Source organism: Pantoea sp. SGAir0215, from assembly GCF_043543215.1.
Window position 1 is genome coordinate 335,243 of sequence record NZ_CP028031.1, and the last position, 13,926, is coordinate 349,168.

Below are 13,926 nucleotides of genomic sequence, written 5' to 3' on the forward strand. Positions count from 1 at the left end.
TAGCACGCTTTTCTGGCTTTTATTAATAATAAGGCTTTATATTTCAGTCTATTAAACAGGAAGTTTATTCTGTAAAGCAACTGACATATTCATGATTCGCGGCCAAAAGCAGCATAATCAACTGGATGCAATGCGCGGCTTTTGTTCACCAGGCCAGCGCGTTATGCTGGCTTTAAATGCTGACTACCTGTTTATAACTATTATCCTGGCACTCTGTCGCTGTTTTGACCTGTTTTATTGCGTAAAATGTGCCGGGGTTCTGATTACGGGAATTGACTACACTTTCGGCTTTTACACGGACAGGTGTTTGTTATGAAGCTTACTATTTTGCGGTTGACCTCTCTAACGCAGCAGGATCGGATCGATCTGGAGAAAATCTGGCCTGAGAGGGATTTGGCCACGCTGGAAAACGCGTTAAATGAAAATCACCGCCTTTATGTCGCACGCTTCAACGACCGTTTGCTGGCGGCGTTACAGTTAGAGATAGCCGGTATCCACGGTAAAGTGCATCATCTGACCGTCAGAGATGTCACGCGACGTCGCGGTGTCGGGCAATATTTGCTGGAAGACACGATGAAGCAGAACCCATCGCTGGAGGACTGGTGGATTGCTGATGACGGTAGCGAAGATCAACGCGTTCGGGCGGCGTTTATGCAGGCCTGTGGATTTCGTGCGCAGGTTGATGGCTGGGTAAAATAAATCGCGGGCAATAAAAAGGGCGACCTGAGGCCGCCCTGTCTCGTCAGGCTTCGATAGCCATTCGGAGTTTTTTCATCGCATTCTTCTCAAGCTGTCGGACGCGCTCAGCAGAAACACCGTATTGATCGGCCAGTTCCTGCAGAGTGGTTTTGTTGTCTTCGTCCAGCCAGCGGGCACGGATAATATGCTGGCTGCGCTCGTCCAGCCCTTCCATTGCATAAGTCAGCTTATCGGCTGCATGCGATTCCCAGTTATCCTCTTCGATGCCGTCCGCAAAGTCAGAGGTTTTATCCTGGAGATACAGCACCGGCGCCATAGATTTTCCTTCGCCGCTTTCATCGTCAGCGGACATATCGAAGGTCATATCCTGAGCCGCCATGCGCGATTCCATTTCTCGCACATCTTTGCTGCTCACGCCCAGCTCACGCGCCACCATCTCGACTTCGTCCTGGTTAAACCAGCCCAGACGCTGCTTGGTTTTACGCAGGTTAAAGAACAGCTTGCGCTGTGCCTTAGTGGTTGCCACTTTCACGATGCGCCAGTTACGCAGCACATACTCGTGAATTTCTGCTTTGATCCAGTGAACGGCAAAGGACACCAGACGAACACCCACTTCAGGATTGAAGCGACGAACGGCTTTCATCAAGCCAATGTTACCTTCCTGGATCAGGTCAGCCTGAGGCAGGCCATAGCCAGAATAGTTACGAGCGATATGAACAACAAAGCGTAGGTGAGACAGGATCAGCGTCTTTGCCGCATCCAGATCGCCCTGGTAATGCAGCCGTTCAGCCAACGCTTTTTCCTCTTCTGCCGACAGCATCGGCCAGGTGTTGGCAGCCCGAACGTAAGATTCCAGGTTGCCCAGAGGAGCAATAGCTAAAGTTTGCATTTCTTTGGTCATTCAAACCCTCACAAAATCAGTGGAATTGCCGCATCTTTCCATAAGCGCACGTCACATTATGTCAACGTCGCAGGAAAACCAAAAGCAATCTGTGCTACTTAGAAAACAAAGTTATCCACAAGTTCAATTATAGCAGTGAATATTTTACACACAGATGACAGCAGGGCAACATCCTCTGCGCCCACTGTCGGCAGCAGAGGATGATTATAACAAAAAAATGTTGCAGCGCTTTACTGGGGCGTAAATCGACGTAAATGTTGTACGGTTGCCAGCCAGGCGGCAATCCAGCCGATAATGGCGGCGATGAGCAACAGCAGTAACGCCTCATCCCAGGAAAACCCTTCCAGAGAGAAGGTGGTGCCAAATACCGACGCCACCTGAGCCACAACAGACTGCAGGCGCAGCACCAGCACTTCAGACAGGATCAGGGAAAGTACCGCGCCACTAAACCCCAGTAACGCGCCACCATACAGGAACGGCCGCAGGATAAATCCATCCGTTGCCCCGATCAGCTTCTGAACGTTGATCGTATCGCGGCGGGCAAAAATACTCAGCCTGACGCTGTTACCAATCACGAGGAAGACCGCCACGATCATCAGGATACCGATCATCGACGCAATTTGACCGACCAGGCCGGTCAGCGCCGCCAGACGGGCAAACCAGCTGTCATCCATCCGTACCTCATCGACGCCCTGCACTTTCGCCACTCTGTCGCGTAACGTTTGCATGGTGTCCGAATTCTGGAAGTTGAGCTTTGGCGTAATGATAACGACAGCAGGCAGCGGATTCTGTTCCAGCATGTCCATCACGCCGCCGAAGCCTGACCAGTTGCGGAATTCATTCAGGGCTTCTTCACGCGTCAGATAGTTAACGTGATCCACGCCCTCAACCTGTTTCAGTTGCGCGGTCACATTCTCAGCAGCCGTATCATCCAGCGTTTTTGAGAGATACACCGTCAGCTGCGGCGCGGGATACCACTGCGAAGCCGCCTGACTGACGTTTTTCCACACCATATAGCAGACGCTGGGCAGCGTCAGGGAAATCGCAATCACCATCACTGTCAGCAACGTCGCCAGCGGCTGACGCCACATATCTGACAGCGTACCGCGTAGCGCGTAGCGCCACTGTTCCTGCCAGCCACCGCGTAACGCTTTACTCTTTGACGGTTGCTTCGCCTTCGGGGCTGCCGCGCGTTTGTTGCGTTTATTGACCATCGTGGCCTCCGTGCAGGCGTCCTTTATTCAGCGTCATTACCCGATAATTGCGGCGACCAATAAGGGCAACATCATGCGTCGCCATCAAAACGGTCACACCTACGCGGTTAAACTCTTCAAACAGGCGCAGGATGTCTTCTGACAGCGCCTCATCCAGGTTACCCGTTGGTTCGTCAGCCAGCAGAACGGCGGGCTTATTCACGACGGCACGGGCAATACCGACACGTTGCTGTTCACCGCCGGAGAGCTGAATAGGAAAACTTTTTGCTTTGTCGAGCAGGCCCACTTTATCGAGCGCCGCCGAAACACGACGACGGATATCCTCGCCGCTGGCACCGGAGATGATCAACGGGATGGCCACATTGTCATAAACGCTACGATCCATCAGCAGATGGTGATCCTGAAAGATCATCCCGATCTGACGACGCAGGAACGGCACTTCGCTGTTACGTAGGCGCGAAATATCGTGTCCGCTAAACCAGATTTGCCCGGCGCTGGGGCGCTCAATGCCACAAATCAGCTTCAGCAACGTACTCTTACCTGCCCCGGAGTGGCCGGTCAAAAACGCCATTTCGCCAGGACGCAGATTAAAATCTACGCCCTGCAGCGCCTGACGTCCGCCGAGATATGCCTTACTGACCTCTTCAAAGCGAATCATCCTAATTAGTCCTCTCGGGCAAACAGTGCCTCAATAAAATCCTCGGCCTTGAAGGGCCGTAAATCGTCGATGCCTTCTCCGACACCGATATAACGGATAGGGATGCCAAACTGATCGGCGACCGAGAAAATCACGCCACCTTTGGCTGTCCCATCCAGTTTAGTCAGTGTAATGCCGCTCAGCCCTACCGCTTCATGGAACAGTTTGGCCTGGCTGATGGCATTTTGCCCGGTACTGGCATCCAGGGTCAGCATGACTTCATGTGGCGCCTGCTCATCCAGCTTCTTCATCACACGGGTAATTTTCTTCAGCTCTTCCATCAGGTGCGATTTATTTTGCAAGCGCCCTGCGGTATCCGCGATCAACACGTCAACGCCACGTGATTTGGCCGCCTGGATGGCATCGAAAATCACCGAGGCAGAATCCGCGCCGGTATGCTGCGCGACAACGGGAATGTTGTTGCGCTGGCCCCAGACCTGAAGCTGTTCAACAGCGGCCGCACGGAACGTATCGCCCGCCGCCAGCATCACAGATTTACCTTCTGCCTGATACTGACGTGCCAGCTTGCCGATGGTGGTGGTTTTACCCACGCCGTTCACGCCGACCATTAAGATGACAAACGGGGTTTTACCTTCGACATTCAGCGGTTCATCGACTTTCGCCAGGATCGCCGCCATTTCGCTTTTCAGCAGGCCATAAAGCGCTTCCGCATCGCGCAGTTGCTTACGGTCAGCATGCTGCGTCAGGCTGGTAATAATGCGCCGCGTCGTTTCCACACCCACGTCGGCAATCAGCAGTTGTTCTTCCAGTTCTTCGAACAGGTCATCGTCGATTTTCTTGCCACGGAACAGGCTGATAAAACCCGATCCCAGGTTCTGGCGGGTCTTCACCAGGCTGCGCTTCAGGCGGGCAAAGAATCCCTCTTTGGTGGGGCGCTCCTGTTCCTGCTCGTGCGCTACCAGCGGTGCGGCGGCTAACGGAAGATCGCTGACCGTGTCGTCTGGCGCTGTCGCCCCGGCATCGTGCCCGACAGTTTCAACGTTAACGACGTCCGCGTCTCCCAGTGCCAGCGCAGCCAGTTCTTCGTCACTCAACGGCGCATCGTCCGCCTGTTCAGTTTCAGCGATGGCAGCGTCGTGCGGCGCGATATCTGTCACGTCGGCATCCGCCAGCGCCAGCGCGGCCAGCTCATCGTCGCTCAGCGGCGCATCGTCCGCCACAGGTGCCTGTTCAGGCGCGGATGAGGCAAGCTCAACCTCCGCTGACGGCAGCGCAGTCAGTTCCTCATCGTTGACGTCATCGGCAGGCTCAACGGGCGTGATCATACCGGTATGCGGATCAACCGCCGTTTCAGGCCCGGCTACACGGGCGGTAACCGGTACGTCTTCAGACGTAGCTGCATCACTTTCCTGTTGCTGTTCAACACGGTTTTCAGGTGCGGCACCGCGTTCCTGTTCAGCGGTTTCCGCCTGACTGCGTGCCGGGGCTTCCTGTTCTGGCTGCTGGGCTTCCGGTTGTGCCGTCTGCGCATCCGTTAAGGGTTGTTTCTCTTCTTCTTTGCCAAATCCCAGCCAGGAAAAAAAGCCTCGTTTCTTCTCTTTTGCCATTGTGTAACCACACTCCTCGATGGCTTCATCCCGGTAGCACAATGTTCCCAGGGTTAAAAACAGTATTGGTGATAAACGCCAAAGTGGCGTTAAACCGCAGAATTATGCATAACATCAGCAGCGTCGTAGTCTAACACTTTCCTGGCAGCTCACCACAGCACCCTTTTTTAACGTTTCTTCTCATCGTTTCGCCCGTTAAACTACGCAACAAATTATGACGATTTGTGAGCAAGATGATAAAACCTCCCCGTAAAACAGGTGGTACGGGCCAAATCCGCATTATTGGCGGACAGTGGCGCGGCCGCAAATTACCGGTGCCAGACAGCGCGGGTCTTCGTCCCACCACCGACAGGGTGCGAGAAACCCTGTTTAACTGGCTGGCACCCCACCTGCAGCAGGCTGACTGCCTGGATTGCTTTGCCGGAAGTGGCGCACTGGGGCTGGAAGCGCTCTCACGCTATGCCGCGTCGGCGACGCTGCTTGAGCTGGAGCGCCCGGTGGCGCAACAGCTGAGCAAAAACCTTCAGACATTGCAGGCCTCAAACGGCAACGTCGTACAAACCAACACCCTGAGCTGGCTGGCGCAGGATGGCCATCCCTTTGGTATCGTGTTTGTCGATCCTCCGTTTCGGCAGGGTTTGCTGGAGCAAACCCTGCAACTGCTGGAAAAAAATAACTGGCTGACAGCGGATGCACTCGTCTACGTTGAAAGCGAAGTGGAAAACGGCCCACCGCCGGTGCCGGTTCACTGGGATTTACATCGCGAAAAAATTGCGGGCCAGGTGGCCTATCGTTTATATCAGCGCCAACAGGAGACGCATGATGTTACTTAATTTAGGACGCCTGCTGATGCTGTGCGTATGGGGTTTTTTACTGTTTAACCTGATTCATCCGTATCCGAAGCCCCTGACCTGGTTCATCAATGTGGCCTTGATATTTATGATCCTGATGCACGGCCTGCAGTTAGTCCTGCTGCGCACGACGCAGGGCAAAGATGCACCACCGCTCGATCGCGCTACCCAGATCAAAGTCTTTTTGTTTGGCGTGTTCGAACTGATTGCGTGGCAGAAAAAAAATTTCCCACGTAAATAAAGGATAACGGCGGGCGTCACGCTCGCCGTCAGTTTCCGGCAGGCGTGAAGCGGATAAAACGCGTGCCCTGAAGTGTCAGCTCGCCTTTCGTGCCCTTGTCCATCAGGTGGTAGTCGCTTTCATTAACGCGCATCTTAATATCGCTTTCGCCATTGAGCGGATGAAACCAGGCCTCATAGCGCATTTCGTCTCCGGCGATCACTTCGCGCTCACGTGAGCGGCGACTGGATACCGAAAACTCACGTTTGGTTTTGACCTCAACCGCGACGGTGCGTACCGGCGAGGCATCGTTGACGGCTGCCTCGCGCCGCTGTTTGATGAACTGGCGTGTCGCGAGTACGGCAATAATGGCCACGACGATAATAAAAAGTAGCGGTGGTTTCATCTTTCCTCAGCGTTTATCCGGTCTCAGATCGTCTTGCATTGCGCGATAAAGCATACAACCAGAGTTGACCGATTGTCACATCGCGCTGGCATAACCTAGACTGACAGGAGTGTTTCAGGAACTGTCACCATTTTGGTAAAAAGGGAGAAGCAATGCTCTGGTCCTTTCTCGCTGTACTTTTCTCCGGCTGGCTGTACGTTGATGCCTCTTACCGGGGCCCGCAATGGCAACGCTGGTTATTTAAACCTGTTACGTTGCTCCTGTTAGTCGGTCTGGCCTGGCAGGCCCCCACACGCAATACATCTGATTACCTGATTGTGGCTGGGTTAGTCGCCACGCTCATCGGCGACACGCTGACGCTGCTCCCGCGGCAACAAATGCTTTATGCGCTGGGCGCGTTTTTCCTGTCGCATCTGCTGTACACGCTGTGTTTTGCGGCCAATATGACGATGACATTTTACTGGCCCATCCCACTAACGTTTCTGATCATCGGGGTGGTTGTGATTGGTGTGCTGTGGAGTAAGCTGGAAACGCTGCGCTGGCCCGTCTGTACGCTGATCGGCATGACGCTGGTCATGAACTGGATGGCTACTGAACAATATGTCTTCCGCCCCAGCGATTACAGCTTCTCAATTCTGGTTGGCTCTGCCCTGCTGCTGCTGGCCAATATCGTGTGGTTTATCAGCCATTATCGCCGCCGTTTCAGCGCCGACAGCGCGATTGTCGCGGCCTGCTACTTTGCCGGTCACTTTATGATCGTCCGCTCCCTGTGGATCTACTGAAAAAAGGCACAATAATGCTGGCGTTGGGTTAAACCTCTGGGTGTAAGATAAGCCGTGGGCACGTCGCCCACGTCTTCCGGAGGTTATATGCATCAACATCATGCTTGTGGCTGCGGTAAGCCACGCAATACTCATCGAGCCGCAAAACCACTTTGTGCCATTCGCCCTGTTCGTCCGGGCACCTTATCCATTACTGCGGCCTCTCCTGAAACGACAGAGAGCACCAGCTGCGGCGGCGACTGTAGCTGCTCTGCCGCGTCTGCCGGCGAAGCCAGTGACGAAGGTGACCGACGACGATCCTCTGATGCTTTTCAGTTCAGCTGGCAGGTTAGCGGTATGGACTGCCCCAGTTGTGCCCGCGCAATCGAAACCGCCGTTCGCCAACTCCCTGACGTCCTGCAGGTCCGCGTCGTCTTTTCCAGTGAAAAACTTGTCGTTAATGCCCGTGCCCCGGTTCAGTCTGCAATAGAAGACGCCGTGATAAAAGCAGGTTTTCATCTCTCCTCAACCTCTGTTTCTGCGCCTGCGCCATCGCCCTGGCGTGCCCGTTTCCCGCTTTTACTGCTTGCTGCGCTCATGGTAGCCAGCGCTGCGCTTACGCAGGTGAATGCCGTTTGGGGCGACCGGTTATTTATTCTGACGACGCTGGTCGGGCTGGTGCCGGTCGCGCGTAAGTCGTGGCAACGTCTGCGAACCGGCTCTGCCTTTACCATTGAAACTCTGATGACCCTGGCGTCGGCAGGTGCGTTATTAATTGGTGCGCATGCGGAAGCCGCCATGGTTCTGCTGCTGTTCCTGTTGGGCGAAAAACTGGAAGCCTATGCCGCAACCCGCGCGCGCAGTGGGGTAAGCCAGCTGATGGCGCTGCGTCCCGAGTTCGCTGTGCGCCTGCAAAATGGCACCCGTAGTGAGGTGCCCCTGTCCGCGTTGCAGCCTGGCGACCGGATCGTAATCGCCGCCGGTGACCGTTTGCCGGTCGACGGCTGCTTACTGGCGGAAAGCGCCAGTTTCGATGAGAGCGCGCTGACGGGCGAGTCGGTACCGGTGCTGCGTCAGCGTGGCGAAAAAATACTGGCGGGTGCGACCAGCGTTGATCGTCTGGTGGAACTGGAGGTGGTTTCCAGGCCTGGCGAAAGTGCCATTGACCGCATTTTGCAGTTGATTGAGGAAGCCGAAAGTCATCGTGCTCCGGTAGAACGTTTTATCGATAACTTTAGCCGGATTTACACGCCAGCCATCATGCTGCTGGCCCTGCTGGTGATGGTGCTGCCGCCCCTGTTTGGCGCGGGTGCCTGGCTGCCCTGGGTTTATAAAGGCCTGACGCTGCTGTTGATCGGCTGTCCCTGTGCGCTGGTGATCTCCACGCCCGCCGCCATCACGTCCGGACTGGCCGCCGCCGCCCGCCGTGGTGCGCTGATTAAAGGAGGCGCGGCCCTGGAACGGCTTAGCACAGTGCAGACGATCGCGTTCGATAAAACGGGTACGCTGACAGAAGGCCGGCCGCAGTTGACGCGAATTTTGCCGTTCGGCGAGGCTAACGAAGACGCGATTCTGCAATTAGGTGCCGCGGTGGAACAAGGTTCTACCCATCCACTGGCAACGGCGATTGTGGCAGCCGCACAGTCCAGGGCACTGCCGCTTCCGTCTGCCACTCAACAGCAGGCACTGGCGGGAAGCGGTATTCAGGCTGAAGTGGACGGCCAGCGTATAACGTTGCTGGCACCGTCGTACGTCAGCAGCCTGAGCCCGGCGCACCAGGCAATGGTGCATGAGCAGGAAGCCCAGGGCGAAACCCTTGTGATGGTGCTGCGTAATGGCGAGGTGCTGGGGGCGCTGGCCTTACGGGATAAGCTGCGCAGCGAAACCCCCGCCGCCTTGCAGGCCTTAAAAGCGCTTGGCATCAACAGCCTCATGCTGACAGGTGATAACCCGCGGGCGGCCGCTGTCGTCGCCCAACCTTTAGGCATCGCCTGGCATGCCAGCCTGTTGCCAGCCGGTAAGGTGGAGGCGGTTCGTCAGCTCAGTGAGCAGCAGGTGGTGGCGATGGTGGGCGACGGTATCAACGATGCGCCAGCCATGAAGGCCGCCACGCTGGGTATTGCGATGGGCAGTGGGACGGATGTCGCGCTGGAAACGGCGGATGCCGCCCTGACGCGCAATCAGCTCAGTAACCTGGCCCCGATGATTGCTCTGGCGCGCCGCACCCGGGCGATTATCCGTCAGAATATTGGTATTGCGCTGGGGCTGAAGGCGCTGTTCCTGGTGACGACGCTGGCGGGGTTAACGGGATTGTGGCTGGCGGTGCTGGCTGATTCCGGTGCCACCGCACTGGTCACGGCAAACGCGTTGCGGCTGTTGCGCACGCGGGATGCATAACCTGACGGCGGCTCACTGCCGCCGTTATTCTCCCATCCCTTTCTGAATCAAAAACTGGTAAGGCAGCGTGTCGGTTTGTTCGGCCAGTAGCTGATGCTCCATAAACCGGCAAAAACCGGGGATATCCCGCGTGGTTGCCGGATCGTCCGCGATAATCAGCAGCGTTTCACCGTCCTGCATGCCGCGCACCGTTTTACGTACCATCATGACCGGCTCGGGACAACGCAGGCCCTGAGCATCCAGTTGATGGTCGGCGGAAGAAAATGCATCACTCATGACGGTCTCGATTTCAGTTAACGGGCGCTTATTCTAGCGCGTCCGCCCTTTGACGCAAGGCGGTAACGATTGCGTTAAAATTAGCCATTGCATTAATAGCACAACAGGGTAAGATGCGGCCGTTTTTTGTTCATAAAACTGCAGCGCACTGAATGTTCAGTTGCCTGCACTGGGTTCCCTCACCCCACCACTAAAAAGGCTTACTATGCTCGCATTTACCCCGCGTCAGCGCGCTCATGCGCTCGTCTGGTTGTCCCTGTTTCATCTGCTGGTGATCACTTCCAGCAATTATCTGGTGCAGTTGCCTGTTTCCCTTTTCGGTTTTCATACCACCTGGGGCGCCTTTAGCTTTCCGTTTATTTTCCTGGCCACTGATCTGACCGTGCGCATCTTTGGTGCGCCGCTTGCACGCCGCATTATTCTGGCGGTGATGGTGCCGGCCCTGTTTATCTCTTACGCGATTTCCAGCCTGTTTTACCAGGGCGAATGGCAAGGCTGGCAGGCGCTGCAACAGGTAAACCTGTTTGTCGCCCGTATCGCCTGCGCCAGCTTTATGGCTTACGCATTGGGCCAGATTCTGGATGTGCACGTTTTCAACCGCCTGCGTCGCTTGCCGCAGTGGTGGGTGGCGCCAGGCTGTGCCATGTTTTTAGGCAACATCAGCGATACGCTGGCCTTCTTTTTCATTGCCTTCTACAAAAGCTCCGATCCGTTTATGGCACAGCACTGGGTAGAAATCGCTCTGGTCGATTACAGTTTCAAAGTGCTGATTTGTATGATTTTCTTTTTGCCTGCCTATGGTGTTTTACTCAACGCTGCGCTCAAACGCCTGGCCGAACGCCAGGCCCAGCCGCAGATACATTTCGGCTAACCGGCAATACAGCCTTTCCTGACAATCCGCTAAAATCTCCTGACAATACTCAGGTTGCGTTTGCAACCTGATTCCTGTTGTATAAACGCCTTCGTGGAATGTTAAAAAGGGATTCTGATGCGTAATTTAGTGAAATATGCGGGAATTGGTTTGCTGGTACTCGGCCTTGCCGCCTGCGATCAAAAGAAAGATGAAGCAGCAAACGATAATGGCGCATCTGCCAGTCAGTCTGCACAAACCGTGGCGCTGATGGACGGTAAATTACGTTTTACCCTGCCACCGGGCCTGTCAGATAAGAGCGGTAAACTGGGTTCTCAGAGTACCAACATGCACGTTTATGCTGATGAAAGCGGTGCGCGGGCGATTATCGTCATTGCCGGTGAGCCGACGAATGAGGCCCTGGATGTGTTAGCGCAACGCATGGAACAACAGCAGCGTAATCGCGATCCCCAGCTTCAGGTTGTTTCCAATAAAGCGGTCACGCTGGGCGGTGAGCCGGCACAGCAGTTGGATACCGTCATCTCAGCAAACAACCAGACCTCCTGGTCCTCGGTTGTTCTGGCCAAAGTCGATGGTAAGCTGATGACGATGCAGATTACGCTGCCCGGGGACAATCAACAGCAGGCCCAAAGCGATGCTGAAACCGTGGTGAAAAGCATTACCCTGAAATAACGGCAAGGGCACACCACACCACCGCGCGTTAATACTGAGCCATGCAATGATCATTCTGCCGCATGGCTCAGTTATCACTCATCCCTTCTGCTTTAGACACACTGTTCGCGCGCCTGACGCCAGTAATCAATCAGCCGCAGGTAGTTCTCTTTTACCGCCGCCACCAGTGCGTCGTCACGTATTTCACCCTGCAACCACTGGCGCGAGGGCTGTGCAAAGATTGTGCGCCCCACCGCAAACCCTTTTACCCACGGGGCCTGCGCCGCCGCGGCAAACCCCGCTTTAAGCGTGGCTTCTGGCGCATCAAGTCCCAGTAATAAAATGCCACGACAGTAAGGATCCTGCTGTTCGATCAAGGCACCTATGTCACGCCAGCTTGCCGGAGACAGGGGTGGGAGCTTCCACCAGTCAGGCTTGATGCCAAGCGCATAAAAGTGGTTCAGCATCTTCAGAAAATGCGCTTCATTGTGGTCTGGCTGGCTGTCAGGCAGGATCACTTCCAGCAGTAACTCATGACCGCTCTGGTTACAGCTTTTCCACACTTCCAGCAACAGCGCGTCCTGCTCCTCGCGCAGTTCGGCACTGTCGTGAGGATGATAAAACACCAGGCATTTCACCACATGCTCCGCTGGCCAGCCGATCAACTGGGAACCAATGCTGCCATGTTCCAGGCGTAACGGACGCGACCCCGGTAGTTCAATGGGTCGGCCAATCCATCGGTTCTTACCCGTAATCGCATTCAGCGTTTTCTGACCGAAGGTCGTGTCCGCCAGAATGCCGCTTTTACTTTCAATGCCGGCTTGCTGCACGGCCTGCTCCGCAGCCTGCAATAGCAAAAGTTTCAACTGCGGAATGCGCGAAACGTCCGCGCCAGCCTCCGTAGCCATCTCTACCAGCTGTTTGCGGTGATCAAAAGCGAAAATATTCAGTTCTGGCCAGGCGTGTTGACGCGACGTGACACGGTGCAGATGGGTCAGACGGCTATCCAGATCGGGGCGTTTCACGTCCTGTTCGCGGCTTAAAAAGTCATCCAGCTCCTGTCGGGTGGGCATCGCAGGGGCGCACCCGTGTCGCGAAACCACCAACGCGCCACAGGCGTTTGCGTAACGGCAGGCCTGTTCCCATCCTTCATCGTTTAACCAGCCGCGCAGCAGACCGGACATAAACGCGTCCCCTGCGCCCAGCACATTCAGGACCTCGACACGCACGCCGCTGTGCAGTTTCACCGCTGCCCAGTTGTCTGGAATCGCGCCTTCAAATACCACGCATCCCATTGCTCCTCGCTTACAGACCAGCGTTGCGTTGCTCACCGTGCGCACGTTTTTCAGCGCGGTCAGCGTATCGGTGCTGCCGCCTGCGATATGAAACTCTTCTTCCGTGCCGACAATGAGATCGAAATAATGCATAACCTGCTGCAGTTGCGCGGTGACTTCAGAGGAGGCAATAAACCGGGTTTCCCCGTCCCCCAGTGAAGTCAGGCCCCACAATACCGGGCGATAGTCGATGTCCAGCGCGGTACGCAGACCATGCTTACGGGCATACTCCAGCGCTTTCAGCACGGCCGCTCGCGTCTGCGGGTGCGACAAATGCGTGCCGGTTACCGCAACCGAGCGAGAAGAAGCGATAAAGTCTTCATTAATGTCGTCTGGCACCAGGGCCATATCGGCGCAGTTGTCGCGGTAAAAAATCAGCGGAAAAGTGTCTTCATCTTTAATGCCCAGGATGACCAGAGCGGTCAGCCGCTTTTTGTCCGTGATAAGTGCTTCTGTATTGCAGCCGACCCGCTGCAAACTTTCCCGCAGAAAACGGCCATTATGTTCATCGCCTACACGAGCCAGCATGGCGGATTTCAGCCCCTGAATCGCCGTACCGTATGCGACATTGCCTGATGACCCACCCAGATATTTCGCGAAAGACGTGGTGTCTTCCAGCCGCGCGCCAATTTGCTGACCATAGAAGTCGACGGCAATGCGTCCGATACAAATCACATCAAGACGCTTCTGTTCTCTCTGCATGCTTCTGGTTTCCTTCTGTGATGAGCAGACACTGCGGACAGGTTGTGCGTGGGGTCTGAAGGTGTCTGGTTAACGATAAACGCAGTATGAGGAACAAATATTCCAAACTCAATTCAAAATGAAACTTACACTGCGATTATGTGAAGCAGTTAAAAATCTGTTATGCCCGACACGTCAGTCAGGCGTTGCCGGACGGGACCTCGCGGACCCGGTGCGACAGGGCCATGATGCTCCTGCCCGTTTTGCAGCATCTTTCTGCGTGATGAAATGAAATCTCGAAAACTTTGTAACTCTCACTAAACATTCCAGTTACGCTTATGGCATAGCTTCCCGCTGCCCTGTCAGCAAGGGTAAATTTGATCCCCCTCGCAAAATGAA

14 protein-coding genes are annotated in these 13,926 nt (G+C 55.2%); 7 read left to right on the forward strand and 7 right to left on the reverse strand.

The genetic code is table 11. From position 1 onward, the window contains the following. The first annotated feature begins 312 nt into the window (after nucleotides 1–312). Nucleotides 313–699: an aspartate 1-decarboxylase autocleavage activator PanM gene (gene panM, locus C1N64_RS01730; protein ID WP_058701437.1), complete on the forward strand. Its 387-nt coding sequence runs from the start codon at nucleotides 313–315 to the stop codon at nucleotides 697–699. A gap of 43 nt (nucleotides 700–742) precedes the next feature. Here the strand turns inward: panM and rpoH are convergent, their stop codons facing one another. The 4 genes from rpoH to ftsY all read right to left on the reverse strand — a co-directional run bounded on the left by rpoH (nucleotide 743) and on the right by ftsY (nucleotide 5,079). Next, on the reverse strand, nucleotides 743–1,600 hold the full coding sequence (gene rpoH, locus C1N64_RS01735; protein ID WP_006121051.1) for an RNA polymerase sigma factor RpoH: 858 nt from the start codon (nucleotides 1,598–1,600) through the stop codon (nucleotides 743–745). A 230-nt stretch (nucleotides 1,601–1,830) separates the two neighbouring features. Continuing rightward, nucleotides 1,831–2,814, reverse strand: coding sequence for a permease-like cell division protein FtsX (gene ftsX, locus C1N64_RS01740; protein WP_394515202.1), 984 nt, complete (start codon nucleotides 2,812–2,814; stop codon nucleotides 1,831–1,833). Continuing rightward, entirely contained in the window at nucleotides 2,804–3,472 is a 669-nt protein-coding gene (ftsE, locus tag C1N64_RS01745; protein WP_006121054.1) for a cell division ATP-binding protein FtsE, read from the reverse strand. The genes ftsX and ftsE overlap by 11 nt, the downstream gene beginning before the upstream one ends. A gap of 5 nt (nucleotides 3,473–3,477) precedes the next feature. Continuing rightward, nucleotides 3,478–5,079 carry a signal recognition particle-docking protein FtsY gene (gene ftsY, locus C1N64_RS01750; protein WP_054632936.1) on the reverse strand — a complete coding sequence of 534 codons (1,602 nt, stop codon included), beginning with the start codon at nucleotides 5,077–5,079 and terminating at the stop codon, nucleotides 3,478–3,480. A 233-nt stretch (nucleotides 5,080–5,312) separates the two neighbouring features. On the opposite strand from ftsY, the gene rsmD reads away from it, so the two are divergent. Together rsmD and C1N64_RS01760 are read left to right on the forward strand one after the other, a co-directional pair. Next, the gene (gene rsmD, locus C1N64_RS01755) at nucleotides 5,313–5,912 is read left to right on the forward strand and encodes a 16S rRNA (guanine(966)-N(2))-methyltransferase (protein WP_058701438.1); all 600 of its coding nucleotides are present in this window, start codon (nucleotides 5,313–5,315) and stop codon (nucleotides 5,910–5,912) included. Continuing rightward, the gene (locus C1N64_RS01760) at nucleotides 5,902–6,171 is read left to right on the forward strand and encodes a DUF1145 family protein (RefSeq protein ID WP_394515486.1); all 270 of its coding nucleotides are present in this window, start codon (nucleotides 5,902–5,904) and stop codon (nucleotides 6,169–6,171) included. The genes rsmD and C1N64_RS01760 overlap by 11 nt, the downstream gene beginning before the upstream one ends. Before the next feature lie 28 nt (nucleotides 6,172–6,199). Here the strand turns inward: C1N64_RS01760 and C1N64_RS01765 are convergent, their stop codons facing one another. Further along, on the reverse strand, nucleotides 6,200–6,556 hold the full coding sequence (locus C1N64_RS01765) for a DUF2500 domain-containing protein (RefSeq protein WP_033738213.1): 357 nt from the start codon (nucleotides 6,554–6,556) through the stop codon (nucleotides 6,200–6,202). A gap of 152 nt (nucleotides 6,557–6,708) precedes the next feature. Between C1N64_RS01765 and C1N64_RS01770 the strand changes: the two genes are divergently transcribed. Further along, nucleotides 6,709–7,338 carry a lysoplasmalogenase gene (locus tag C1N64_RS01770; RefSeq protein WP_033738214.1) on the forward strand — a complete coding sequence of 210 codons (630 nt, stop codon included), beginning with the start codon at nucleotides 6,709–6,711 and terminating at the stop codon, nucleotides 7,336–7,338. Between the two features lie 87 nt (nucleotides 7,339–7,425). Further along, a complete protein-coding gene (locus tag C1N64_RS01775; RefSeq protein ID WP_058708190.1) occupies nucleotides 7,426–9,714 on the forward strand; it encodes a zinc/cadmium/mercury/lead-transporting ATPase in 2,289 nt (762 codons plus the stop codon). A gap of 24 nt (nucleotides 9,715–9,738) precedes the next feature. Here C1N64_RS01775 and tusA read toward each other — a convergent pair whose 3' ends face one another. Continuing rightward, on the reverse strand, nucleotides 9,739–9,990 hold the full coding sequence (gene tusA / locus C1N64_RS01780) for a sulfurtransferase TusA (protein ID WP_006121061.1): 252 nt from the start codon (nucleotides 9,988–9,990) through the stop codon (nucleotides 9,739–9,741). A gap of 205 nt (nucleotides 9,991–10,195) precedes the next feature. On the opposite strand from tusA, the gene C1N64_RS01785 reads away from it, so the two are divergent. Next, entirely contained in the window at nucleotides 10,196–10,861 is a 666-nt protein-coding gene (locus C1N64_RS01785; protein ID WP_039342735.1) for a 7-cyano-7-deazaguanine/7-aminomethyl-7-deazaguanine transporter, read from the forward strand. 117 nt (nucleotides 10,862–10,978) lie between these two features. Next, complete coding sequence (locus C1N64_RS01790) at nucleotides 10,979–11,533, forward strand: DcrB family lipoprotein (protein ID WP_006121064.1); 555 nt, start codon at nucleotides 10,979–10,981, stop codon at nucleotides 11,531–11,533. A 92-nt stretch (nucleotides 11,534–11,625) separates the two neighbouring features. On the opposite strand, the gene iolC is transcribed toward C1N64_RS01790, so the two are convergent. Beyond that, entirely contained in the window at nucleotides 11,626–13,548 is a 1,923-nt protein-coding gene (gene iolC / locus C1N64_RS01795) for a bifunctional 5-dehydro-2-deoxygluconokinase/5-dehydro-2-deoxyphosphogluconate aldolase (RefSeq protein ID WP_006121065.1), read from the reverse strand. Between the last annotated feature and the right edge of the window lie 378 nt (nucleotides 13,549–13,926).

Excerpts from the sequence above, each read along its gene's own strand:
- panM (WP_058701437.1), top strand. The coding sequence starts at position 313 with ATGAAGCTTACTATTTTGCGGTTGACCTCTCTAACGCAGCAGGATCGG.
- rpoH (WP_006121051.1), bottom strand. The coding sequence starts at position 1,600 with ATGACCAAAGAAATGCAAACTTTAGCTATTGCTCCTCTGGGCAACCTG.
- ftsX (WP_394515202.1), bottom strand. The coding sequence starts at position 2,814 with ATGGTCAATAAACGCAACAAACGCGCGGCAGCCCCGAAGGCGAAGCAA.
- ftsE (WP_006121054.1), bottom strand. The coding sequence starts at position 3,472 with ATGATTCGCTTTGAAGAGGTCAGTAAGGCATATCTCGGCGGACGTCAG.
- ftsY (WP_054632936.1), bottom strand. The coding sequence starts at position 5,079 with ATGGCAAAAGAGAAGAAACGAGGCTTTTTTTCCTGGCTGGGATTTGGC.
- rsmD (WP_058701438.1), top strand. The coding sequence starts at position 5,313 with ATGATAAAACCTCCCCGTAAAACAGGTGGTACGGGCCAAATCCGCATT.
- C1N64_RS01760 (WP_394515486.1), top strand. The coding sequence starts at position 5,902 with ATGTTACTTAATTTAGGACGCCTGCTGATGCTGTGCGTATGGGGTTTT.
- C1N64_RS01765 (WP_033738213.1), bottom strand. The coding sequence starts at position 6,556 with ATGAAACCACCGCTACTTTTTATTATCGTCGTGGCCATTATTGCCGTA.
- C1N64_RS01770 (WP_033738214.1), top strand. The coding sequence starts at position 6,709 with ATGCTCTGGTCCTTTCTCGCTGTACTTTTCTCCGGCTGGCTGTACGTT.
- C1N64_RS01775 (WP_058708190.1), top strand. The coding sequence starts at position 7,426 with ATGCATCAACATCATGCTTGTGGCTGCGGTAAGCCACGCAATACTCAT.
- tusA (WP_006121061.1), bottom strand. The coding sequence starts at position 9,990 with ATGAGTGATGCATTTTCTTCCGCCGACCATCAACTGGATGCTCAGGGC.
- C1N64_RS01785 (WP_039342735.1), top strand. The coding sequence starts at position 10,196 with ATGCTCGCATTTACCCCGCGTCAGCGCGCTCATGCGCTCGTCTGGTTG.
- C1N64_RS01790 (WP_006121064.1), top strand. The coding sequence starts at position 10,979 with ATGCGTAATTTAGTGAAATATGCGGGAATTGGTTTGCTGGTACTCGGC.
- iolC (WP_006121065.1), bottom strand. The coding sequence starts at position 13,548 with ATGCAGAGAGAACAGAAGCGTCTTGATGTGATTTGTATCGGACGCATT.